This is a genomic window from Croceibacterium aestuarii (assembly GCF_030657335.1).
In the GTDB taxonomy this organism is placed as follows: Bacteria; Pseudomonadota; Alphaproteobacteria; order Sphingomonadales; family Sphingomonadaceae; genus Croceibacterium_B; species Croceibacterium_B aestuarii.
In genome coordinates this window covers 656279-678148 of the sequence record NZ_CP131039.1, presented here as the reverse complement: position 1 = coordinate 678148, position 21870 = coordinate 656279, and the positions used below count along the sequence as shown (strand labels likewise).

Sequence of the window (21870 nt, the reverse complement as noted above, 5' to 3'; positions counted from 1 at the left end):
CCCTACCTATCGGACTCTCCGGCCCGGCTGGCAAGGGCATGTTTCAGGTCCGCGACAGCTGCTCGACCAGAGCGCCGACAGCGGCATCGGTTTCGGCCAGCGAGCGGCCTGTATCGATCACATGGTCGGCGCGGTCACGCTTTTCGGCATCCGGCATCTGCAGCGCCAGGATCTCGGCAAACCGCTCGGGCGTCATGCGTTCGCGGGCCAGCACGCGGGCGCGCTGCACCGCAGGCGGGGCCGAGACGACGCAAATCGCATCCACTTCGTCGGCGCCGCCCTTTTCGAACAGCAGCGGGATATCGAACACCACCAGCGGTGCACCGCTGTGTTCGATCAGGAACGCTTCGCGCAAAGCTCGCACCGCGGGATGGACGATCGCCTCAAGCCGGGCGAGGGCGACCGGATCGCCGAACACCCGCGCTCCGAGTCTCGCACGGTCGACGCCGTCCGGGCCGGTGGTGCCCGGAAACGCCGCCTCGATAGCCGGCAAGAGCGAGCCCGCGGGTCCTTGCATGCGGCGCACTTCTGCATCGGCATCGAAGACTGGCACGCCGCGCCTGGCGAACATCGCCGCGACGGTGCTCTTGCCCATGCCGATCGAGCCGGTCAGTCCGAGCACGAAGGGCCTGCTCATGGTGACAGCAGGGCGCGCAGGCCCATGTCTGCATCGTGCCGCGGGGCGGGGCGGCCGAAGAACATTTCGAATGCCGCAGCGGCCTGCCCGATCAGCATCGACAGCCCGTCGACGGTGGAAAAACCGCGCCGCCGCGCTTCCGCAAGCAAGCGAGTGACGACTGGGTCGGTAACGACGTCGTAGACCACCGTTCCGGGCGGGGTGTGGCTGAAATCGTAGACCAGGGGCGGCTGGCCGGCCATGCCGAGAGGGCTGGCATTGACCAGCAGGTCGAGACAGCCTTCGCGGTCGTCGAAGGGAAAATCCGTTTCATCGGCGAAATGCGCGAGATCGATGGCGTGGTGCTCGCCCCCTGGCGCCAGTTCGTCGAGCAAAGCCCGTGCCTTGCCCGCATCGCGCCCGGCGAGGACAAGTGTGAAACCTTCGTCCGCCAGCGCGGTCACGACGGCGCGGGCCGCCCCGCCGGTGCCGATTATCCGGGCCATGCGAAAGTAGTGCTGCTTTGCCAACCGGCTGCGCAACGGTTCGAGGAAGCCTCGCGCATCGGTGTTGTAGCCGGTGAGGCCGCCGTCCTCGGCGATGATCGTGTTCACTGCGCCGATTCGTGCGGCGAGCGGGTCGAGCCGGTCGAGCAAGGGGATTACCGCCTGTTTATGCGGCATCGTCACGTTACACCCGCGCCACTGCGGATCGCCGCGCCGCGATGCAAGATAGGTCTCCAGTCCTTCGACCGATACGAGAGCCGCACGATAGGCGGCGTCGAGGCCCAGCTTGCTCAGCCAGTATCCATGGATTGCCGGCGATTTCGATTGCGCAATCGGATCGCCGATAACCTCGGCATAACCAGTCATGCCGGCAGTTCTTCGAGTTCACGGAGGGCACCGAGAACCGGCAGCAGCGGCATGCCGAGCACGGTGAACATGTCGCCTTCGATGCTCTCGAACAGTTGTGCGCCGCGCGCCTCGATGCGGAACACACCGACACACTGGCTGACCTCGGGCCATTCGGCGGCGAGGTAACGGGTAATGAAATCTTCCGACAGGTCGCGGACTTGCAGCCGTGCGAGCGCGACGTTGCTCCAGCGCAAGTGACCGCCGATGGCGATGGCCGCTGCCGAATGCAGTTCCATCGTCTTTCCGGAAAAGTAGCGCAGGTGCTCGGCCGCCTGTGCACGGCTTTCCGGCTTGTCGAAACGCCGGCCTTCGACCGAGACGACCGAATCGCTGCCCAGCACCGGGCGGCCCTCGCCATCGACCGACAGGGCCTTGGCCTCGGCCAGCGCAAGCGCCACCGAGCCCGGGGGAACATTGCCGAGCGACGTCTCGAGCCCGCGCTCGTCGATTGCTGCGGGCACGACCTCGAAGTCGACCCCGGCGGCGCCAAGCATCATCCGCCGCGAAGCGCTTTTGGAGGCGAGCACGATCATATCGGTTTGGTCCCCTGGTCCTTGCCGTCGCGCTCGTCGTGTTCGGCCTTAAGGCGCATGACCGCAGCGGCGGTCTCCTCGATCGAACGGCGCGTCACGTCGATCACCGGCCAACCGTTATCGGCGAACATGCGGCGCGCGAAGGCCAGTTCGCGGGATACCTCGTCCTCGTCGACGTAGGACGTCTCGACCGTTTCGTTGAGCGAAAGCAGCCGATTGCGTCGTATCTCGATCAGTCGGCGCGCTGCGGTCGTCAATCCGACCACCAGAGGATGGCGCAGGCTGAACAGCTCCGCCGGCGGCGGGCTCTCCATTACCAACGGGATGTTGGCCACCTTGTAGCCGCGATTGGCGAGATAAATGCTGGTCGGCGTCTTCGACGTGCGCGAGACTCCGGCCAGCACGATATCGGCTTCCTCCCACTCTTCCCACAGGATCCCGTCGTCGTGGGCGATGGTGAACTGGATTGCGTCGACGCGGGCGAAATAGGCGTCGTCCATCGCGTGCTGGCGCCCCGGGCGACCCTTCGCCTCCTGGCCGAGCTGATTTTCCAACGCTTCGGTGACGGCATCGAGCGCGGGAACATGGGGCACGCCCAGGGCGCGGCAACGTTCCTCGAGCCGCACCCGCGTTTCCGCGTTGACCAGGGTATAGAGCACGAGCCCCGGATTGCCCGCGAGTTCGGCGACGATACGATCGAGGTGCTGTTGGCTGCGAACCATGGGCCAGAAGTGGCGTATGACCTCGGCGCCGTCGAACTGCGCCAGCGCCGCCTTGGCGATCATCTCCAGCGTTTCGCCGGTCGAATCCGAAAGGAGGTGGAGATGGAGCCGGGTCATGTGGACAACTCCCGGCATAAACCACGGGAGCGAATGGCGGACAAGTTCAGCATGGAAATCGCTCACCGCTATCGGGCGATTCGGGCCGGACCTGTACGTTGGCAATAGGCCGGATTCCAACAGCGGTCTCACAGTGGGGATAAGGTTTGGTTGACTCGGAACAAAGCACGAGTCGCCTGGCCCCGAGAGCTCTGTTCAAGCGCACAGAAATCCGGCAGGGCGCGGCAATCCCCACTTTCCACAGGCCCAACAGACTCCAGCAAACCTTCTAAAGACTCTTATTATTTGGATTGGAACCGACCGAGATGCCCGGATTGCTCCTCGATACGCTGCGCGGAAAGGTTACCGAACGGCGCCCTGTCTGGCTGATGCGCCAGGCAGGGCGGTACCTGCCGGAATACCGCGCGCTGCGGGCCGAAAAGGGCGGATTTCTGGAACTGGCGACCGATCCTGACTTCGCCGCCGAAGTCACTCTGCAGCCGGTGCGCCGGTTCGGCATGGATGGGGCCATTCTGTTTTCCGATATCCTCATGGTTCCATGGGCGATGGGCCAGGACCTCTCGTTCGGCGCAGGCGAGGGGCCTCGTCTGGCCCCTCCCCTTGTCGATCAAGCGCTCGATACGCTGCGTGCGGTGCCCCGACGGCTCGATCCGGTCTACGAAACGGTTCGCCTCGTGCGAGCGGCTTTGCCAGACGACGTCACCCTGCTGGGGTTCGCCGGCGCGCCGTGGACGGTGGCGACCTACATGGTCGCGGGCCAGGGCTCGAAGGATCACCGCGAGCCGCGCCTGATGGCCTATCGCGATTCCGATTCCATGGCCGAACTGCTTTACGCCATCGCGGAGCTGACGGTCGAATATCTCACCCGCCAAGTCGAGGCCGGGGCCGAGGCGGTGCAGATCTTCGACAGCTGGGCAGGCAGCCTTGCGCCCGAGCACAAGGGTGTCTGCGTCATCGAGCCGACCAAGTGGCTGGTCGATGCATTCCGCAAGCGCTGCCCCGACACGCCCGTCATCGGCTTTCCCAAGGGGATTGGCGATCAGCTGGGAACTTATGCCCGTGCGACGGGCGTCGACGCCATGGGGATCGACGAAACGACGAGTGTCCCATGGGCGCATCGCGAGCTGCCCGACGGCATGCCGGTGCAGGGCAATCTCGATCCGATGGTACTGCTGGCGGGCGGCGAAGCGCTCGAGCGAAACGCTCGCGATATCGTCGCCGGCTTCGCAGGCCGCCCGCACGTGTTCAATCTCGGCCACGGGATCGACAAGGAAACGCCGATCGAAAATGTCGAGCGCTTGCTCGAAATCGTGCGAGGAAAGGGGTGACGCGCGGCTCTCGGGCTCCTACAGCGCGCGCATGCAGGATGTTCTCTCGATGACCTACCTGTGGCTCAAGGCCGGTCACATCATTTTCGTGATCTTCTGGATGGCCGGGCTGTTCATGCTTCCACGGTATTTCGTCTACCATCAGGAAGCGCCCACCGGATCGCCTGAAGCCGCCGAATGGGCCAGCCGGGAGCGCAAGCTGCTCAAGATCATCCTGCTGCCCTCGATCATCGCCGTCTGGGTGTTCGGCATTGCGCTCGCGTTTTCGCTCCATGCCTGGGACGAGGGTTGGCTCCATGCCAAGTTGCTGCTGGTGCTGGCGCTGTCGGGCTATCACGGTTGGCTGGCGAGCTATGCCAAGAAGCTGGCGCGGGGCGAACGCCCGCTCGAGGGCAAGACCCTGCGCATGCTCAACGAGGTTCCCGGCATCGCCGCGGCGATCATCGTCATCCTGGTGGTGGTCAAACCGTTCTGACGATTTGCGGCGAGCCGTGCCTGCGTTCGCCTCGATTGCGAATTGACGGGCTGGCTCGCACGACCTATTTCACCGATACCGGAACAGGCCGCCGTCCCGCGCGGCCGAGTCAGCTTTCTCCAAGCCCATAACGACTTGCCGGCTCCCAACCGAATTATCTGGAATCATTACCCATGCATCTGAAAGAACTGAAAAAGAGGGCGCCGGCGGAGCTCGTCGCAATGGCCGAGGAATACGACGTCGAAGGCGCCAGCACCTTGCGCCGGCAGGACCTGATGTTCGCGATCCTCAAGGAAGTCGCGGACGAGGGCGAGGAAATCGTCGGCCAGGGCACGATCGAAGTGCTGCAGGACGGCTTTGGCTTCCTGCGCAGCCCGGAAGCGAACTATCTCGCCGGCCCTGACGATATCTACATTTCGCCCAACCAGGTCCGCAAGTTCGGCCTGCGGACCGGCGATACCGTCGAAGGCGAGATCCGCGCCCCCAAGGACGGGGAGCGCTATTTTGCCCTCACGAAGCTGCTGAGCGTCAATTTCGACGATCCCGACGCAGTGCGCCACCGCACCAATTTCGACAACCTGACGCCGCTCTATCCCGACGAGAGGCTCAACCTCGATACGTCGGATCCGACGGTCAAGGACAAGTCGGCCCGGGTGATCGATCTGATCAGCCCGCAGGGCAAGGGCCAGCGCGCGCTGATCGTCGCCCCGCCGCGCACCGGCAAGACCGTGCTGCTGCAGAACATGGCCAAGGCCATCACCGACAACCACCCCGAGGTGTTCCTGATCGTCCTGCTGGTCGACGAACGTCCCGAAGAAGTCACCGACATGCAGCGTTCGGTAAAGGGCGAGGTGATTTCCTCGACCTTCGACGAACCCGCGACGCGCCACGTCCAGGTCGCCGAAATGGTTATCGAAAAGGCCAAGCGCCTGGTCGAGCACAAGAAGGACGTGGTGATCCTGCTCGATTCGATCACCCGCCTCGGCCGCGCCTACAACACGGTAGTGCCGAGCTCGGGCAAGGTGCTGACCGGCGGTGTCGACGCCAACGCCCTGCAGCGCCCCAAGCGCTTCTTCGGCGCGGCGCGCAACATCGAGGAAGGCGGGTCGCTGTCGATCATCGCCACCGCGCTGATCGACACCGGCAGCCGGATGGACGAGGTCATCTTCGAAGAGTTCAAGGGCACGGGTAACAGCGAAATCGTCCTCGACCGCAAGGTCGCCGACAAGCGCATCTTCCCGGCGCTCGACGTCGGCAAGTCCGGCACCCGCAAGGAAGAGCTGCTGGTGCCCAAGGATCAGCTCAGCAAGATGTGGGTCCTGCGGCGCATCCTCATGCAGATGGGAACCATCGATTCGATGGAATTCCTGCTCGACAAGATGAAGGATTCCAAGACCAACGAAGACTTCTTCGCGACGATGAACCAGTAAGGGCGCAGGTTCAGCCTTCAGCGCAGCGAAAGCTGTCGGCTCGGGCTGCTTTCCAGGCTCCGGCGTACTGCGTTGATTCCGGGTCGGCCAGCAACTGGCCTTCCTCGAGGAAGTTGTAGATCCGGTCCATCGTGTTGCTCTTCGCGGCGTTGATTCGTTCGCTGAGATGCTCGACTCGAATTTGCCACGGGTTGTCGAGGCCCATGGCGACGACGATCTCGCGCAGCGAATGCAATGTGTGGCGCTGGAAGCGCGCCACCCGCTCGGCCTTGACCGGCACGACCAGGCCGCGTTGGCGCGTGGCGTCCTGCGTCGCCACGCCGGTCGGGCACAAGTCGGTGTGGCATTTCATCGATTGCACGCAGCCGAGCGCGAACATGAAGGCGCGCGCGGCGTTGCACCAGTCGGCACCGAGAGCGAAATTCATCGCCATGCCCGCGCCCGAGTGCACTTTCCCGGCCGCCGCTAGCCGCATGTCACCGCGCAGCCCCGTGCCGACCAGGGCGTTGCGCATGGTGATGAAGCCTTCGCGCAGCGGCATGCCGACCGAGTTGGACAGTTCGACCGGCGCCGCACCCGTGCCGCCCTCGGCCCCGTCGACGACGATGTAATCGAAGCGCAGACCGGTTTCGAGCATGGCCTTGGTCAGCGCCATGACTTCGTGTTGCTGGCCGATGCAGAGTTTTATGCCCACCGGCTTTCCTCCGGACAGTTCGCGCAACTGGTTGGCCCACTCGAGCAGCTCGATGGGCGTGTGGAAGGCGTTATGGGCTGCCGGGGAGATGCAATCCTCGCCCTTGGTGACGCCGCGGGCGGCGGCAATTTCGGCGGTAACCTTCGGGCCCGGGAGAACGCCGCCGTGGCCCGGCTTTGCCCCCTGGCTGAGTTTGATCTCGACCATCTTGACCTGGTCGATCTGTGCGGTGTCGGCAAACTTCGCCGGGTCGAACTTGCCCCAGCCGTCGCGGCAGCCGAAATACCCGCTGCCGATTTCCCAAACCAGATCACCTCCATGGGAGCGGTGGTAGCGCGAGAGACCGCCCTCGCCGGTGTCGTGATAGAAGTTGCCGTTAGCCGCGCCTTTGTTGAGCGCCATTATCGCCCGGGCGGACAGCGAACCGAAGCTCATCGCCGAGATATTCAGCAGCGCGGCGGAATAAGGCTGTTTGCAGCGCCCCTCGCCCACGGTGACGCGCCATTCTGCGGGGGCCTCTTCGTTCGGCGCCATCGAGTGGGCGAGCCATTCGTATTCGTCGGAATAGACGTCGAGCTCGGTGCCGAACGGGTGCGAATCGAGTTGCCCTTTCGCCCGGGCATAGACCAGAGCACGTTGGTCATGGTTGAACGGGCGGCCTTCCAGGTCGCCTTCGACGATGTAGGCGCGCGCGAAAGGCCGCAGGTCCTCCATGATCCAGCGCACGCGCGCGATCAGCGGGTAATTGCGCCAGAGGGTGTGTCGGCGCTGGAAGAAGTCCCAGACGGCGATCGCCAGCAGCGGCAGAACGAGGATCAGCGCCGAACGCGCCGGGTGCCAGGCCAGTGCGGCGAGGGCCAGCACGATGAGGATGACTGGGGCGAGGAGACGGGACGGGAGGTTGGCAGAGAAGCGCCAGTGAGCGCGATTGATCATGCGCCGAGATGCTCGGTGAAAAAGGCTGCAGTGCGCTCGTCCGCCTTTTGCGCGGCTTCGTCGTTGCGACGCCTGCCGAACTCGGTGGCGAAACCGTGGTCGAGCCCTTCGTAGTCGTACAGCGTCACCTTGGGATGGTCGTCGAGGCCCTCGTGCATCGCTCGCTGCACCTCGGGCGGTACGAAGCCGTCGCCGGTTGGGATATGGAGCATCAGCGGGTTGGCTATGGCGTTTTTCTCTCGCAGCAGGCCGTCGATCCCGACGGCGTAATAGCCGACGCAGGCATCGGCGTCGGTTCGTGCCGCGGTCATGTACGCGAGCCGGCCGCCGAGGCAGTAACCCACCGCGCCCACCCTGCTGCAGCCTTCCTGTGAGCGGGCGTACGTGATCGCAGCTTCGATGTCCCGAATACCAACGTCCTGGTCGAATTTCCCCATCAGTTCGAGCGCGCGTTTGAATTCGGGTTCAATGTCGGGATCGAGTTCGACGCCGGGCTCGATGCGCCAGAAGAGATCTGGAGCGAGCGCGAGGTAACCCGCTTCGGCCAGCTTGTCGCACTTGCGGCGGATTCCCGCGTTCACGCCGAAGATTTCCTGGATCACCACGATCGCGGCCGTGGGTTTGCCGGCCGGCCGGGCAACGTAGCAATCGAAGGCGCCGTCGCCTTCAAGGGTGGAAATACGCAACGTCTCGCTCATATAGGATCCTCCCAGCGTGTGCCTGTCATACGCGAAAACGGTATCGCGCGTTCCGGAGCAATCGTCACGCGCCAGGCGGAGTGAAGGTGATGAAGGTTCATATCGAGATTGATTGCTCGCCGGAAGAAGCCCGCCAGTTCATGGGGCTGCCCGACGTCGAAAAGGCCAATTCGGTCTATATCGACACCATTACCAAGGCGATGAAGGGCGTATCGAACACCGAGCAACTGGAACAGTACGCCAAGCAGCTGGCGCCGATGGGCCAGATGGGGCTAAAGGTGTTCCAGAGCTTCATGGAAGGCGCCGCCAAGAGCAATACCGAGAAGAAGTCGGACGACTGACCGCTCGCCAGTGGTCGCCGACACCATCTTCGCGCTGTCCAGCGGAGCGCCGCCCGCGGCGATCGCAGTCGTGCGGATCAGCGGCCCGCGCGCCGGTGTAGCGCTGGAGCGGCTGGCCGGGGGGATACCGCTGCCGCGCGCTGCCAAGCTAAGCCGATTGCGAGATTCCGCCGGTGCCCTGCTCGACGAGGCGCTGATCCTGTGGTTTCCGGGCCCGAGGTCCGAAACCGGCGAGGATTGCGCCGAGCTGCAGCTGCACGGCGGGCGGGCGGTGGTCGAGGCAGTCTGCAATGAGCTCGCAACGATAGAGGGGTTTCGCCCGGCACGGGCCGGCGAATTCACGCGGCGCGCTTTCGCCAATGGCCAGATCGATCTGTTGCAGGTCGAAGGCCTCGCCGACCTCGTCATGGCGGAAACCGAGATGCAACGCCGCGCGGCCATCGGTGTAGCCGGTGGATCGCTGTCGCGCGAGGTCGAGGGATGGCTCGCTCGGGTCCTGGCGCTTTCGGCGCAAGTGGAGGCGGTACTCGATTTCGACGAAGAGGGCGATGTCGACGGTCTTGGAGACCATTTCGAAAGGGATATCAGTGGGTTAGTGGCGGACTTGAGGAACGCCCTCGCGGCACCGCGGGCGGAAATGCTCCGCGATGGCTACAGGGTGGCGCTGGCCGGCCCGCCTAACGCCGGAAAGTCGACGCTCTTCAATCGGTTGCTCGAGGAAGAGGCGGCGATTGTCTCGCCTGCGGCGGGCACCACGCGCGATGTGCTGGTGCGCAATATCGCGGTGGGCGGGGTTCCGATCACCCTGGTCGACATGGCCGGACTGCGCGACGAGGGTGGCGATGTGATCGAAGAGGTCGGCATCGGCCGTGCACGGGCGGAACTCGGCCGTGCCGATCTGATCCTGTGGCTGGGCCCCGAAGGCGAGGGTCCACCGGGCGCGTGGGAGGTGGAAGCTCAGATCGATCGGCCCGATCGCGCGCCGAAGAGCGTGCCCGACCATCGCCTCTCGGCAGTGACCGGCGAAGGGGTGGTGACTTTGTGGCAGGCGATCGAGGCCGAGGCGCGCAGCGCGTTGGGGGGAATGAACAGGCCAGCGCTGGCCCGCCGGCAGCGGTCGCTGATTGAGGAAGCCGCCGAGGCCCTGGCCGCATGCGAGCCGAATGACGATCCGCTCCTGGTTGCCGAGAACTTACGGCTCGCGCGGGCAGCTTTCGATCGCCTGACCGGGAAGGCCTCTACGGAGGACATGCTCAATTCGCTGTTCGGTCGCTTTTGCGTCGGAAAATAGCCTGTTTCACGTGGAACACTGTCTTGCTTTGACCGCAAGGCCCAGGGCCATTATCGGCGACCGTTGATGCGAGAATTCCAGGTCATCGTTGTCGGCGGAGGTCACGCCGGGTGCGAAGCGGCTGCGGCTGCGGCGCGCATGGGCGCGCGCACGGCGCTCGTGACGTTCGATCCCAGCACTGTCGGGGCCATGAGCTGCAACCCCGCGATCGGGGGACTCGGCAAGGGTCATCTGGTTCGCGAGGTCGACGCTTTCGACGGCCTAATCGGCCGGGCGGCCGACGCCGCTGCCATTCATTACCGCATGCTCAACCGTTCGAAGGGGCGTGCGGTGTGGGGCCCTCGGGTCCAGGCCGATCGCTCACTTTTCAAGAGCGCGGTTCAGACGATGCTCACGGCGCAGAGCAATCTTGAAGTCATCGCGGGCGAAGCTGCAGACCTGGTGATGCAGGGTGGACGCGTGGTGGGCCTGAAGCTGGCGGGGGGCGCGACGCTCTCGGCCGCCGCCGTCGTACTGTGCACCGGCACATTCCTGGGCGGACGGCTGTTTCGCGGCGAAGTGCGTTTCGAGGGTGGGCGCATCGGTGAAAGCTCGGCCCATGCTCTTGCCGAGCGTCTGCGGGAAGCGGCGCTACCGCTGGCGCGGCTCAAGACGGGTACTCCGCCGCGCCTCGACGGACGCACGATCGATTGGGCAAACCTCGAACGGCAGGAATCCGACGCGGACCCCTGGACGATGTCGCCCTTGACCTCGGAGCGGCGCAATCCGCAGGTGTTTTGTGCGATTACCCGAACGAACCCGCGGAGCCACGAGATTATCCGCGCCAATCTCCATCGCTCACCGTTGTTTAGCGGAGCGATCGGCGCCGCCGGACCCCGCTATTGTCCCTCGATAGAGGACAAGATTCATCGTTTCCCCGATCGCGACGGGCATCAGGTGTTTCTCGAACCGGAGGGGCTGGGCGTCTCCACCGTCTATCCCAACGGCATCAGCACTTCGTTGCCGAGCGAGGTTCAGCTCGCCATGCTGCGGACCATGAAGGGTCTCGAGCGGGTGGAAATGGCCGTGCCGGGTTACGCCGTCGAGTACGACCATATCGATCCCCGCAGCCTGACGGCCTCTCTCGAAGTCCGCACCATGCCGGGGCTCTACTGCGCTGGCCAGATTAACGGCACCACCGGATACGAGGAAGCGGCTGCGCAAGGGCTGGTCGCCGGAATGCAGGCAGCCGCCGCGGTCCTCGATCGCGACCCCGTCCGTTTGGACCGCGGCAACGGCTACATCGCGGTGATGGTCGACGACCTCACTCTGCACGGCGTTAGCGAACCCTATCGCATGCTCACGGCGCGAGCTGAGTATCGACTGCGCCTTCGAGCGAACAACGCCGCGACCCGGCTTACGCCGCTGGCCCTTTCCGCCGGTTGCGTCGGCGACGAACGCGCAGCCTGGTTCCAAAGGCGGACGGAGGACGCGTCGCGTTGGGCGCAGGTTCTCGACCGTGAACTGTCAGCGTCCCAGCTCGCCGCTCACGGTCTTTCCGTTAAGCGCGACGGAGGCTCACGTCGAATCGCCGACTGGCTGCGCTTCGATATGGATCTCGGCGATTTCGCGCCATGGTTCGATGGCGACCTCGATCCGACAAGCGAATTGGCATCCGAAGTCGAAGAAGACGCTCGCTATGCGCCATATCTGGCGCGGCAGGCCGCTGAGTTGCGCGATATGCGATCGAGCGGCGCGGTTCGTCTTGGCCAGGAGTTTACCTACAACGGGATTCCGGGCCTTTCGAAGGAAATGATCGAACGCCTGTCAGCTGCGCGACCTCAGACCCTCGCGGATGCCGAGCGGGTACGAGGGATAACGCCCGCAGCTTTGGCGGTGATCTTGGTTCACGCGCGCAAGGCGGGTGAAGCAGCATGACGGTACACGACGAACACGAGGCACGTAGCTTCTGTGCGGGATATACCGATGACGAAGGCCTGAAGCGCCTGGATCGACTGGCCGTCCTCATGCTCGCCGAGAATCGCGTTCAGAACCTCATCGCCAAATCGAGCGAAGAATTCCTTTGGCGCCGGCACTTCGCCGATAGCGCGCAGCTACTTGCCTATGTTTCACGTAAAACATCGCCTTGGCTCGACCTCGGCACAGGTGCGGGCCCGCCCGGGCTGGTGATCGCGGCCATGCGCCCAGATACGGTCTGCGTCCTGGTGGAATCCCGGCGCAAACGCGCCGAGTGGCTATCGCGGGCGGCGTTGGAGCTAGGCCTTACGAACTGCCGGGTAGAAGGACGCAAGCTGGAAAGTGTGGAGAGCTTCTCCGCCGGTATAATTTCCGCGCGCGCCTTCGCGCCGCTGCCCAAGCTGCTCGATTTGTCCGCCCGGTTTTCCACACCGGACACCATGTGGCTGTTGCCCAAAGGGCGTTCCGCAGGGCAGGAAGTGCAGGACTTGCCCACACCGAGCGCCGCGCTGTTCCACGTGGAACAATCGGCGACCGATCCGCAAGCAGGCATAATAGTAGGCAGGGGTAGGCCCGAACCAGCATGATACGGATAGCGATCGCGAACCAAAAGGGCGGCGTGGGCAAGACCACCACTGCCATCAATATCGCGACCGCCATGGCTGCCACCGGCTGGAAGACGCTACTTATTGATCTCGATCCCCAAGGCAACGCCTCTACGGGCCTTGGCATAGCGAGCGCGGATCGCGCTCGAACCAGCTATGATCTTCTCGTCGAAGGCACTCCCGCAGACGAGTGTACCATGGCCACGGCCATCCCAAACCTCGAGATCATTCCTTCGACGGTCGACCTCAGCGGAGCGGAACTCGAGCTGGTCGCCGAGGAAAACCGGGCCACGCGCCTTCGCGATGCGCTCAGAGAGCACAAGGGCCATGAAATCTGCTTCATCGACTGTCCGCCCTCCCTGGGACTCCTCACGCTCAACGCCTTGACGGCCGCCGATACGCTCATGGTCCCCCTGCAATGCGAATTCTTCGCTCTCGAAGGGCTGAGCCAGCTGCTTCAGACGGTCGAACGGGTGCAGGGACGCTTCAACCGTGATCTGGGCATTGTCGGGATCGTCCTGACGATGTTCGACCGCCGCAACCGCTTGACCGATCAGGTCTCTGACGACGTTCGCGAATGCCTCGGTAACCTCGTGTTCGAAGCTGTCATTCCCCGCAACGTACGGCTGTCCGAAGCTCCCAGCCATGGTCTGCCGGCACTGATTTACGACCACTCCTGTGCCGGTAGCCGCGCCTATATGGCATTGGCCCGCGAACTGATCGGCCGGTTGCCCAAAGAGAGGATCGCCGCATGAGCGCGAAGGAAAACGCCGCTGCAGCCAAGCCGCCGGCGCGGCGCAAGCTCGGCAAAGGGCTCGGCGCGCTTCTCGGCGAAGCCCGGCGCGAGGAGCCGCTGGTGCGAAGCGACCTGCACGGGGTCGAAGTGGAGGGCTACGAAGCGTCGGCCGATCGCACCGAGCGGCATGCTGCCGAGGGTCTCGCCATGCTTGCCGTAGGGGCTATCGAGGCGCACCCGGACCAGCCGCGTCGACGCTTCGACGAAGCGGCGCTCGGCGAGCTTGCCCAATCGATCGCTGCGCGAGGGGTGATCCAGCCGGTCATTGTCCGCCCGCTCTCTGCAGGGCGTTTCCAGCTGGTCGCGGGCGAGCGCCGCTGGCGCGCCGCGCAAAAGGCGCAAGTCCATGAAATACCTGCGATAATTCGCGATCTCGAAGAGCGCGAGGTGATGGCGCTGGCGCTCATCGAGAACATTCAGCGCGAGGATCTCAACCCGGTCGAGGAAGCGCGCGCCTACCAGCGCTTGTCCGAACAGGAAGGAATGACCCAGGCGGAAATAGCCAAGCTGGTCGAAAAGTCGCGCAGCCATGTCGCCAACTTGCAGCGCTTGCTGCAGCTGCCGGATGCGGTGCTCGATCATGTCGAGGCGGGTCGTCTCGATATGGGCCATGCGCGGGCGCTGATCGGTGTCGATAATGCCGGCGAGCTGGCCGAGCGAGCGGTTGCAGACGGCCTCTCCGTGCGCGAGGTGGAAAAACTCGCCCGCGGGGCGAAAGGCAGCGGCGGGCAGCGCAAGGCGCGCGAGCCGCGCGATCCGGGCGAGGACGCGGATATCGCCGCGGTGCAAAATCACCTCGAGGAATTTTTGGGCCTCAACGTGCGGATCGCCACCGACGCGGACCCGCGCTCGGGTGCAGTAACCATTCGCTACCGCACGCTCGACCAGCTCGACTTGATTTGCCAGCGCCTGACCGGCGCCTCGATCTAGGAAGAGAAGGGCCCGCGTCGAATCCCTTAAGGGAAAACGCGTGGTCATTAACCATAGTTGCCCACCAAGGCTGAACGAAGCAGCGGCTAACAGCGCCTACTGAACGGACCTCTGATGCGGTCGTTCGGCGGGCAATGGGTGCCTGTCCGTTTAAAAAATAGCTTGGAAGGGACCACTTATGAGCAAGATTCTCCGTTACGCCGCTGCCGGCGTCGCCATGGCGTCGCTTGGCGTTGCCTCGGCCGCCTCTGCCGCGACCACCGATTCGGCAGATGTTACGGCGACCATCCTCAGCGCACTGTCGGTAGATGTCGATCCCACGGCCGACACGCTGAATTTCGGCACGATCGCCGACGGCGGCATTACCGCCAACCAGACGATTTCGGTCGGCACCGACGGTTCGCGCGGTACCTGCCCGACCGGCCTCATTTGCGGCGGCACCACGGCGGCTCCGCTGTTCAACGTGACGGGGCTCGGCGGTCTTGCGGTCGATGTGGCCTTCGTCAACACGTCCGAGACGCTGAGCTACGACACCGTCGCCAACGGTGGAACGGCCCCGGCCGGCTTCGCCTCGACGATGACCGTCAACAACTTCCAGACCAACGCAGTCAACGGCGCCAATTCCAACCAGTTGCTGCTTAGCGCGGGCGGCGCCGGGTCGTTCAGCGTCGGCGGCGATCTGATCGTTCAGCCGAACATGGCTCCGGGGGTCTACAGCGGAACCCTGACCGTTTCGGTCGCTTACAACTGAGCGAGCGCCAGGCGGCCGCACCCGGCCACGGGCGAACAGCAAACCGCCCCCGCGCGTGGCGCGGGGGCGGTTTTGTTTTGCTCACAAGGGGCAGGGTTTACGCCGAATTAACCCTGACGCCCTAGGCAATTGGCACCAACTAGGGGAAGCCACTTAGGGGCGTCCCCTGAGGGAGACCACGCCGATGCGCCTTGAAGCGACACCTATCCACACCTTGTTCAAGAGTTCGATAGCCGCCCTGGCGGCGCTAGCGACGATCGTACCGATGCCGGCTTCGGCCCAGGGAGATCTGCTCATCGCACCAACCCGCCTGGTGCTCGATGGGCGCCGCGGCGGCGAGGTGATCCTCAACAACATGGGCAACGAGGAAGCCACCTACCGTATTACGCTCGAACTGCGCCGGATGGACGAGGACGGCAACCTCGTTCCGGTCAGCGAAAGCGAAGAGACCGCAACCGAGAAGGCGGCGCTCGAGATGATCCGCTATGCCCCGCGCCGCGTCACCCTGCCGCCGGATCAGCCCCAGTCGGTGCGGATCAGCGCCAGGCCGGGCGCCGACCTCCCCGACGGCGAATACCGCGTGCACATGTCGTTCGCTGCCTTGCCCAAGGTCAAGTCGGTGGCCGATCAGCAGGAAGGATCGGGCGAGGGAATCTCCATCAGGTTGACGCCGATTTACGGCATCGTCATGCCGATCATCATCCGCAAGGGCGAACTCAAGGTTACCGCCGGGCTCGCCAACCCGCGCATCGAACACACGCCGCAGGGCGACGCGTTCGCTGTCGATATGGAACGCAGCGGCACCTCGTCGATCTACGGCGACTTGCTCGTCTACCCCCAGGGTGCCAGCGAACCTGTGTTCGTTGCCCGCGGCCTCGGGGTCTATCCGGAGATAAGCGAGCGCCACACCGCGTTCGCCATAACGCCCGAACAAAGCGCTGCGCTGAAGGGGCCGGTGCGGATCGAATTCCGCGACTCGGTCGAGAGCGGCGGCGGACTTATCGCTTCGGTCGACGCTGTCCTCGGCTGAGCAAGCAGTCCCGCTTGCGGACAGACCTATGAAGGCTTTTCGGACATGGACCGGCAAGGCCGTCGCGCTGGGCGCGGCGGCCTTGCTGGCGTTCGGCGTTCCGGTCAGGGCCCAGACCCCGGCGGGTCCTGTCGCGGCTCCGACCGCCGAAGACTTCGTCCTGCTCCAGCTTCAGGTTAAAAAGTTCAACTTGCGCAACGAGTTGCGCGGCTATCAGTCTGCAAATGGCGTCTGTGTGGATCTGGGAGACATGATCCTCGCCCTCGACCTTCCGGTCCGGCTCGACAAGAAGTCGCGCCGCGCGACCGGCTGGCTGTTCCGCGAGGACCAGACCTTCACGATCGACCGCGACAAAAATACGGTACAAATCATGAACAACGAGCGAAATTTGCTCCCCGGCGAAATCTTCGACATGCCCGAGGGCTGGTGCGTGGACGTCAAGTCGCTCGGCGGCTGGCTCGGCGCCACCCTTACGCCAAACCTCTATCAGTCTGTGCTCAAGCTCGAAAGCGAGCAGCCCTTGCCCTTCATCGAGGCGATCGAGCGCAAGAGTCGTGCAGCGCGACTTCGCGAAGACAAGACATTCGACCTCTCCGCCTACCCGAAGGCCGAGACGCCCTACAAGGCGTGGCGCGCCCCCTCGGTCGACGTGGTCGCTCGCGCCGGCCTGCGCAGCGGCCAGGGCCAAACGCAGCTCGACATGCGCTACGAGCTGTTTGCCAGCGGCGAGGTCGCCAAGGTCAGCTACGACGCGCGGCTTGCCTCCGACAACAAGGGCACGCCCGACACTTTGCGGGTGCGCGCCTACCGCAAGGATCCAAAAGGCGGAATGCTGGGGCCGCTGAGGGCCACGCAGGTCGCGGTGGGGGACGTTGAGGTCTTCTCAGGCGACCTCGCCGGTGCCGGCGGCATCGGCCGCGGCGCCTTCGTCAGCAACCGCCCGTTGCAGCGCCCCTCACGCTTCGGCAGCACCGTGCTGCGCGGGGTCCTGCCCATAGGCTGGGACGCCGAACTGTACCGCAACGGCCAGTTGCTCGCCTTCCAGAGCGATCGCGAAGACGGGCGCTACGAATTCGAGGTCAACCTCGTCTATGGCCAGAACGAGCTCGAGGTCGTGCTGTACGGCCCGCAAGGTCAGATCCGGCGCGAGAGCCAGTCGATTCCGGTCGGTTACGGCGCCGTGCCGCCAGGCAAGTTCGAGTACTGGGCCGGGGTCATCCAGCGCAACCGCGACCTGATATCCTTCCACGATCCGCCAGGCCGACCCGAAACAGGCTGGCAATATGGCTTCGGGGCGCAATACGGGCTCGACAACCTCACGGTTCTCGGGGCGAACGGGCAATCGCTGCTTCTCGACGGCAAACGACGCCAGTACGCCGAACTCGACCTGCAGCGCACGCTCGGAAAGATGGTCCTCAACCTCTCCGCGGCGCAGGAACTGGGCCGGGGGCGCGCCTATCGCGCCCAGGCGTTGGGCCGATTCGGCAAGATAAACGTCCAGGCGCAGTCATTCTTCGTCGACGGTGGCTATGTCAGCGGCCTGGTGCAGGAGGACGACAAGTCGGCGCAAAGTTTCCAACTCGATACCACACTCGGCAAGGGCCGGCGGGTCTTCCCGATTTCCGCGGGTTTCCAGCGCACCGAGAAGCGCAACGGCCAGAAGGTTAACGAATGGTTGGCGCGCGCGTCTCTCGTCCTGCCGCGCCTTGCCCTGACGGGCATCGTCGTTCACCGCCAGGTGTTCGGTCCGCAGCTCAGCGACGAGGCGACCTCGGTCGGCCTGCTCGCCAATACTCGGATACTCGGGCTGACCGTGCGCGCCGACGGACAGTATCGCCTGGGCGGATCGCGCAAGGGATTCGAAAGCGCCCGCGTGACCGTCGAAAAGTCGCTCGACGAGCGCTCCGACCTGCGGCTGGAGGCCGACTACGACGCGCGCCAGCGGGTGACCGAGTTCCAGGCCGGCTACGTGCGCCAGTTCGACAGGTTTGCGCTCAACGTATCTGCCACGGGCGATACCAACGGTGCGCTCGGCGCTAATGTCGCGCTCAACTTCAGCTTCGGCCCCGACCCTTTCGGCCACGGCCTGCGATTCTCGCAGAACAAGCTCGCCCGGCGGGGCCAGGCGGCGGTCACCGTGTTCCTCGACGAAAACGGCGACGGGATTCGCTCGCCGGGCGAGGAAGCCTTGCCTGGTGTCGGCATCACCGCCGGCCAATTCGGCGCCTCCGACCCGACCGACAAGCAGGGCCGCACGATCGTCGAGAACCTCTCCCCCTACGAACAGGTCCTGCTGGCGGTCGACGAATCGACGCTACCCGATCCGTTCCTGATGCCGGTGAAGAAGGGCCTGGTGCTGACGCCGCGCGCCGGCATTACCAGCGAAATCGAGTTGCCGGTCGCGCCGACCGGCGAAATCGAGGGAGAGATCCACGGGCTCGAGGACACCCCGCGCGCGGGGGTCGAACTCGAACTGGTCGACCAGGACGGTGACGTCGCGGCCACGACGCTGACCGAGTATGACGGGTTCTTCCTGTTCGAACGCGTGCCCTATGGCACTTACCGCCTGCGCCTCGCCGCGAGCACTGCCCGAGCGCTGGGGACCGTGCGCGACCTCGGCCGCACGGCGATTCTCTCGCCCCAAGTCACGCTGGTCGAAATCGGGATCGTGCGGCTCCAGGCCACCACGATCGCCAGCGCCGGCGGCTTGCCGCTTGGCGGTAGCTCGCCCTGATTACTTTGTGTACTTCGCGGCCGGCTTGGCCTTGATGTACTTGGTTGGCTGGATCGTGCGCACGTACTTGGTTCGCGGGGCCGCGATCCTCTCCTCGACGACTTCCTCTGTCACGTACCGGGTCTCGTGACGCGTCGGGGCAGTGTAGATGTAAGTCGGCTGCATCGGCACCGGCACCATAATCGTGACGTATCCGCCGTAACCGTAGCCGTAGCCATAGCCCGGACCATAGGCCGGCGCGGCGGGCATCGGGCCAAGGCCGTAGCCGCCGGTGTAGTGGCTCAGATAGGCCTCGCATTCGTCCATGTCCTCACGGTCGGCCGCCGCGCCTATGGCCGAACCGATCGCGGCCCCCACCAGTCCGCCGACGCCAGCACCAATCAGCGTTCCGCCGATCCGTCGCGTTCTCGGTCCGTCGGTCAGCTCGTGACCGGCGATGCCTCCGCCGACCATGCCGAGCAGGCCGCCGATTATTCCGCCGTTCTTCTTCTTCGGGCCGTAATACTGCTGCCGGCAATCGGCCAGCCAGGCTTCGCGCTGGTCGCGCGTGTAGCCGACCGAGGGAACCGGCGGCAGTCCCTGCACGGCGGGATATTGGGCGGGCGGCGGGGCATACTGCGCTTCGCCGTAGCCATAATGCCGAAGGGGGCCGGTTTGCTGGTACTGGACTTGCGGCGCGGGCACCCCGGCGTCTCCGTAGGTCTGGACCGGCATGGCCGCCGGGGCCTGCTGGTAGGGCGCCTGCTCATAGGTCTGCGGATCGATCGGCGGCGGAGGCGGCAACGTATATCCGTCCTGCGCCAGCGCCGGCGATACGCCGGCCATCATGGCCGTGGCCGCGACGAGCGAAAAAGCAATGCGCTTCATGGTCCCTGGTCCCCTGTCGAATCCGCACGCGGGGAGGACCCGCGAGTTAACCCGGTGGTTACCATCGCAGGCCGCGGCAAACCAAAGCGTTCGCTGGCCGTGTCCCGAAACGGGCCGAATCAGATGCGGGCGGCGAGTATCCCGGCAAGCGCCTCAATCCCGGCGAGGTCTTCTTCGTCGAAGCGCCCGGCGCGCGGCGAATCGAGATCGATCACCGCCACGACCGTATCATCGCGGACCACCGGGACCACGAGTTCCGACTGGCTTGCTGCGTCGCAGGCAATGTGGCCGGGGAAGGCGTGGACGTCGGCCACCAGCTGGCTCTCGCCATTCAGTGCCGCCGTGCCGCAAACGCCACTGCCGAAGGGGATGCGGATGCACGCCGGGCGTCCGCAAAACGGCCCCAGCACGAGTTCTTCGCCGATCGCGCGGTAGAACCCCGCCCAGTTGAGCTCGGGCACGAGTTGCCAGACCAGCGCGGCAACGTTGGCCATGTTGGCCACCGCATCCGGCTCGCCCGCCGTCAGCGCGTCGGCCGCGGCGGCGAGTTCGCGGTAGAACTGGGACTTGGGCTGGTCGATATCGGCCTGGAAATCGTACATCGTGCCCGCCAGCTAGGCGCGCCGCGGCATTGCCGCAAGCCCGCCGCTGCCCTATCCAGCCGCCATGGCTATCCTGAAGAAAATCGGCATCGCTTTGCTCGTGCTGATCCTCGTCCTCGCCGTCGCGCTCTGGTGGGTGCTGCGCGGCGATCCCGCCGATCTCAGCGTCGCGGCCGTCACAGGCGACGATCCGCAACTGGCCGAGCCCGATCCGCAGACCATACCGACGGTCAAGGTGTTCAAGCCGGTCGGTTGGCCCGAGGGCGCCGTCCCGGAGGCGGCCGAGGGTCTGACGGTGACGCGGTTTGCCGAGGGACTCGACCATCCGCGCATCATCTATCCCCTGCCCAACGGCGACATCCTCGTTTCCGAGAGCAACGCGCCCGACCGCGTGGTGGCCGGCGGCTGGCTGACCAACCTCGTCGCCGGGTTCCTGTTCAGCAAGGCCGGGGCCGACGAGCCTTCGCCCGACAAGCTGGTTCTGCTGCGCGATGCCGACGGGGACGGCAAGGCAGAGGCGCGCGAGGTGCTGCGCGACGACCTGCAATCGCCCGGCGGCCTCGTGTGGCAGGACGGCAAGCTCTACGTCGCCGACCACAACGCCCTGCTGCGCTTCGATTACCAGCTCGGCGATGCGGCGATCACCGGCGAGCCGGAAAAGCTGCTCGACCTGCCCGGCGGGGGCAACCATTGGATGCGCAACATCGTGCTGAGCCCCGACGGCAATCAGCTCTACATCACCGTCGGTTCGGCCTCGAACATTGGTGAAGGCGGGATGAAGGCCGAGGAAAACCGCGCAGCGATCCATGAATACGACATCGCCAGCGGCCAGTCGCGGCCTTACGCGCTGGGCCTTCGCAATTCCAACGGTCTCGCCTGGAACCCGTGGAGCGGCGAGCTGTGGACCACGGTCAACGAGCGCGACATGCTCGGATCGGATCTCGTGCCCGATTACCTCACCAACGTGCCGGTCGGCGCGCAGTACGGCTGGCCGTGGATCTACTGGGGCGACAAGTTCGATGACCGCGTCGAGGCGCCGATGCCGCAGTTCCTGGCCGAATACACCCGGCGGCCCGAATTCGCGCTGGGTCCGCACGTCGCCGCGCTCGGTCTCGCCTTCACCCACGAGGGCAGCACGATGGGCGCGGGGTTCGACCACGGCGCCTTCGTTGCCCGGCACGGTTCGTGGAACCGCAAGCCGGCCGCGGGCTACGACGTGGTCTACGTGGCGTTCGACGAACGCGGCAACCCGGTCGGCAAGCCGGTGCCGGTGCTCAAGAGCTTCCTGAGGAACGACGACGAGACCAACGGCCGCCCGACCTGGGTGGCGTGGGACAAGACCGGCGCGCTGCTGGTCAGCGACGATACCGCGGGGATCATCTGGCGGGTCACCAGACCGGGCGCCGAGCCGGCCGGAGCGCAAGTGCGCAACACCGGCAAGCCGCTGCCGCCGCGCAAGGAGCTCAAGGGCGACCCCGCTCGCGCCTTCGACGAAGCGCCCTAG

The 21870-nt window shown here is 65.2% G+C and carries 21 protein-coding genes; 13 read left to right on the top strand and 8 right to left on the bottom strand.

All coding sequences use genetic code 11. The features are described from left to right. Window positions 1–43: 43 nt before the first annotated feature. The 4 genes from coaE to Q7I88_RS03175 are packed head-to-tail and all read right to left on the bottom strand — an operon-like array spanning window position 44 to window position 2902. Window positions 44–637 (bottom strand): dephospho-CoA kinase, encoded by a 594-nt coding sequence (gene coaE / locus Q7I88_RS03190; RefSeq protein WP_305097589.1) that lies wholly within the window; start codon window positions 635–637, stop codon window positions 44–46. Then, the gene (locus Q7I88_RS03185; protein ID WP_305097588.1) at window positions 634–1488 is read right to left on the bottom strand and encodes a shikimate dehydrogenase family protein; all 855 of its coding nucleotides are present in this window, start codon (window positions 1486–1488) and stop codon (window positions 634–636) included. The genes coaE and Q7I88_RS03185 overlap by 4 nt, the downstream gene beginning before the upstream one ends. Next, window positions 1485–2063 (bottom strand): Maf family protein, encoded by a 579-nt coding sequence (locus tag Q7I88_RS03180; RefSeq protein ID WP_305097587.1) that lies wholly within the window; start codon window positions 2061–2063, stop codon window positions 1485–1487. The genes Q7I88_RS03185 and Q7I88_RS03180 overlap by 4 nt, the downstream gene beginning before the upstream one ends. After that, complete coding sequence (locus tag Q7I88_RS03175) at window positions 2060–2902, bottom strand: pyruvate, water dikinase regulatory protein (protein ID WP_305097586.1); 843 nt, start codon at window positions 2900–2902, stop codon at window positions 2060–2062. The genes Q7I88_RS03180 and Q7I88_RS03175 overlap by 4 nt, the downstream gene beginning before the upstream one ends. Before the next feature lie 305 nt (window positions 2903–3207). On the opposite strand from Q7I88_RS03175, the gene hemE reads away from it, so the two are divergent. The 3 genes from hemE (at window position 3208) to rho (ending at window position 6135) form a co-directional block, all read left to right on the top strand. Next, window positions 3208–4230, top strand: coding sequence for a uroporphyrinogen decarboxylase (gene hemE, locus Q7I88_RS03170; protein WP_305097585.1), 1023 nt, complete (start codon window positions 3208–3210; stop codon window positions 4228–4230). A 31-nt stretch (window positions 4231–4261) separates the two neighbouring features. Next, window positions 4262–4705 carry a CopD family protein gene (locus Q7I88_RS03165; protein WP_305097584.1) on the top strand — a complete coding sequence of 148 codons (444 nt, stop codon included), beginning with the start codon at window positions 4262–4264 and terminating at the stop codon, window positions 4703–4705. 173 nt (window positions 4706–4878) lie between these two features. Beyond that, complete coding sequence (gene rho, locus Q7I88_RS03160) at window positions 4879–6135, top strand: transcription termination factor Rho (protein ID WP_305097583.1); 1257 nt, start codon at window positions 4879–4881, stop codon at window positions 6133–6135. A 10-nt stretch (window positions 6136–6145) separates the two neighbouring features. Here the strand turns inward: rho and Q7I88_RS03155 are convergent, their stop codons facing one another. Then, window positions 6146–7765 carry an FMN-binding glutamate synthase family protein gene (locus Q7I88_RS03155; RefSeq protein ID WP_305097582.1) on the bottom strand — a complete coding sequence of 540 codons (1620 nt, stop codon included), beginning with the start codon at window positions 7763–7765 and terminating at the stop codon, window positions 6146–6148. Then, the gene (locus tag Q7I88_RS03150; protein ID WP_305097581.1) at window positions 7762–8463 is read right to left on the bottom strand and encodes a dienelactone hydrolase family protein; all 702 of its coding nucleotides are present in this window, start codon (window positions 8461–8463) and stop codon (window positions 7762–7764) included. Before Q7I88_RS03150 ends, Q7I88_RS03155 begins: the two co-directional genes overlap by 4 nt. Before the next feature lie 89 nt (window positions 8464–8552). On the opposite strand from Q7I88_RS03150, the gene Q7I88_RS03145 reads away from it, so the two are divergent. The 9 genes from Q7I88_RS03145 (at window position 8553) to Q7I88_RS03105 (ending at window position 18897) form a co-directional block, all read left to right on the top strand. Continuing rightward, complete coding sequence (locus tag Q7I88_RS03145; protein ID WP_305097580.1) at window positions 8553–8804, top strand: DUF6489 family protein; 252 nt, start codon at window positions 8553–8555, stop codon at window positions 8802–8804. A gap of 10 nt (window positions 8805–8814) precedes the next feature. After that, window positions 8815–10095, top strand: a complete 1281-nt coding sequence (mnmE, locus tag Q7I88_RS03140) for a tRNA uridine-5-carboxymethylaminomethyl(34) synthesis GTPase MnmE (protein ID WP_305097579.1) — start codon at window positions 8815–8817, stop codon at window positions 10093–10095. A gap of 66 nt (window positions 10096–10161) precedes the next feature. After that, window positions 10162–12012 carry a tRNA uridine-5-carboxymethylaminomethyl(34) synthesis enzyme MnmG gene (gene mnmG, locus Q7I88_RS03135; RefSeq protein ID WP_305097578.1) on the top strand — a complete coding sequence of 617 codons (1851 nt, stop codon included), beginning with the start codon at window positions 10162–10164 and terminating at the stop codon, window positions 12010–12012. Beyond that, window positions 12009–12638: a 16S rRNA (guanine(527)-N(7))-methyltransferase RsmG gene (gene rsmG, locus Q7I88_RS03130; protein WP_305097577.1), complete on the top strand. Its 630-nt coding sequence runs from the start codon at window positions 12009–12011 to the stop codon at window positions 12636–12638. Before mnmG ends, rsmG begins: the two co-directional genes overlap by 4 nt. Continuing rightward, a complete protein-coding gene (locus Q7I88_RS03125; RefSeq protein ID WP_305097576.1) occupies window positions 12635–13411 on the top strand; it encodes a ParA family protein in 777 nt (258 codons plus the stop codon). The genes rsmG and Q7I88_RS03125 overlap by 4 nt, the downstream gene beginning before the upstream one ends. Then, window positions 13408–14382, top strand: coding sequence for a ParB/RepB/Spo0J family partition protein (locus Q7I88_RS03120; protein ID WP_305097575.1), 975 nt, complete (start codon window positions 13408–13410; stop codon window positions 14380–14382). The genes Q7I88_RS03125 and Q7I88_RS03120 overlap by 4 nt, the downstream gene beginning before the upstream one ends. A gap of 178 nt (window positions 14383–14560) precedes the next feature. Continuing rightward, window positions 14561–15133 (top strand): DUF4402 domain-containing protein, encoded by a 573-nt coding sequence (locus tag Q7I88_RS03115; protein WP_305097574.1) that lies wholly within the window; start codon window positions 14561–14563, stop codon window positions 15131–15133. 184 nt (window positions 15134–15317) lie between these two features. Then, window positions 15318–16163: a fimbrial biogenesis chaperone gene (locus Q7I88_RS03110; protein ID WP_305097573.1), complete on the top strand. Its 846-nt coding sequence runs from the start codon at window positions 15318–15320 to the stop codon at window positions 16161–16163. 28 nt (window positions 16164–16191) lie between these two features. Next, window positions 16192–18897: an MSCRAMM family protein gene (locus Q7I88_RS03105; RefSeq protein WP_305097572.1), complete on the top strand. Its 2706-nt coding sequence runs from the start codon at window positions 16192–16194 to the stop codon at window positions 18895–18897. On the opposite strand, the gene Q7I88_RS03100 is transcribed toward Q7I88_RS03105, so the two are convergent. Continuing rightward, window positions 18898–19764, bottom strand: a complete 867-nt coding sequence (locus Q7I88_RS03100) for a hypothetical protein (protein ID WP_305097571.1) — start codon at window positions 19762–19764, stop codon at window positions 18898–18900. A 119-nt stretch (window positions 19765–19883) separates the two neighbouring features. After that, window positions 19884–20366 (bottom strand): free L-methionine (R)-S-oxide reductase MsrC, encoded by a 483-nt coding sequence (locus Q7I88_RS03095; RefSeq protein WP_305097570.1) that lies wholly within the window; start codon window positions 20364–20366, stop codon window positions 19884–19886. Between the two features lie 64 nt (window positions 20367–20430). On the opposite strand from Q7I88_RS03095, the gene Q7I88_RS03090 reads away from it, so the two are divergent. Further along, on the top strand, window positions 20431–21870 hold the full coding sequence (locus Q7I88_RS03090; protein ID WP_305097569.1) for a PQQ-dependent sugar dehydrogenase: 1440 nt from the start codon (window positions 20431–20433) through the stop codon (window positions 21868–21870).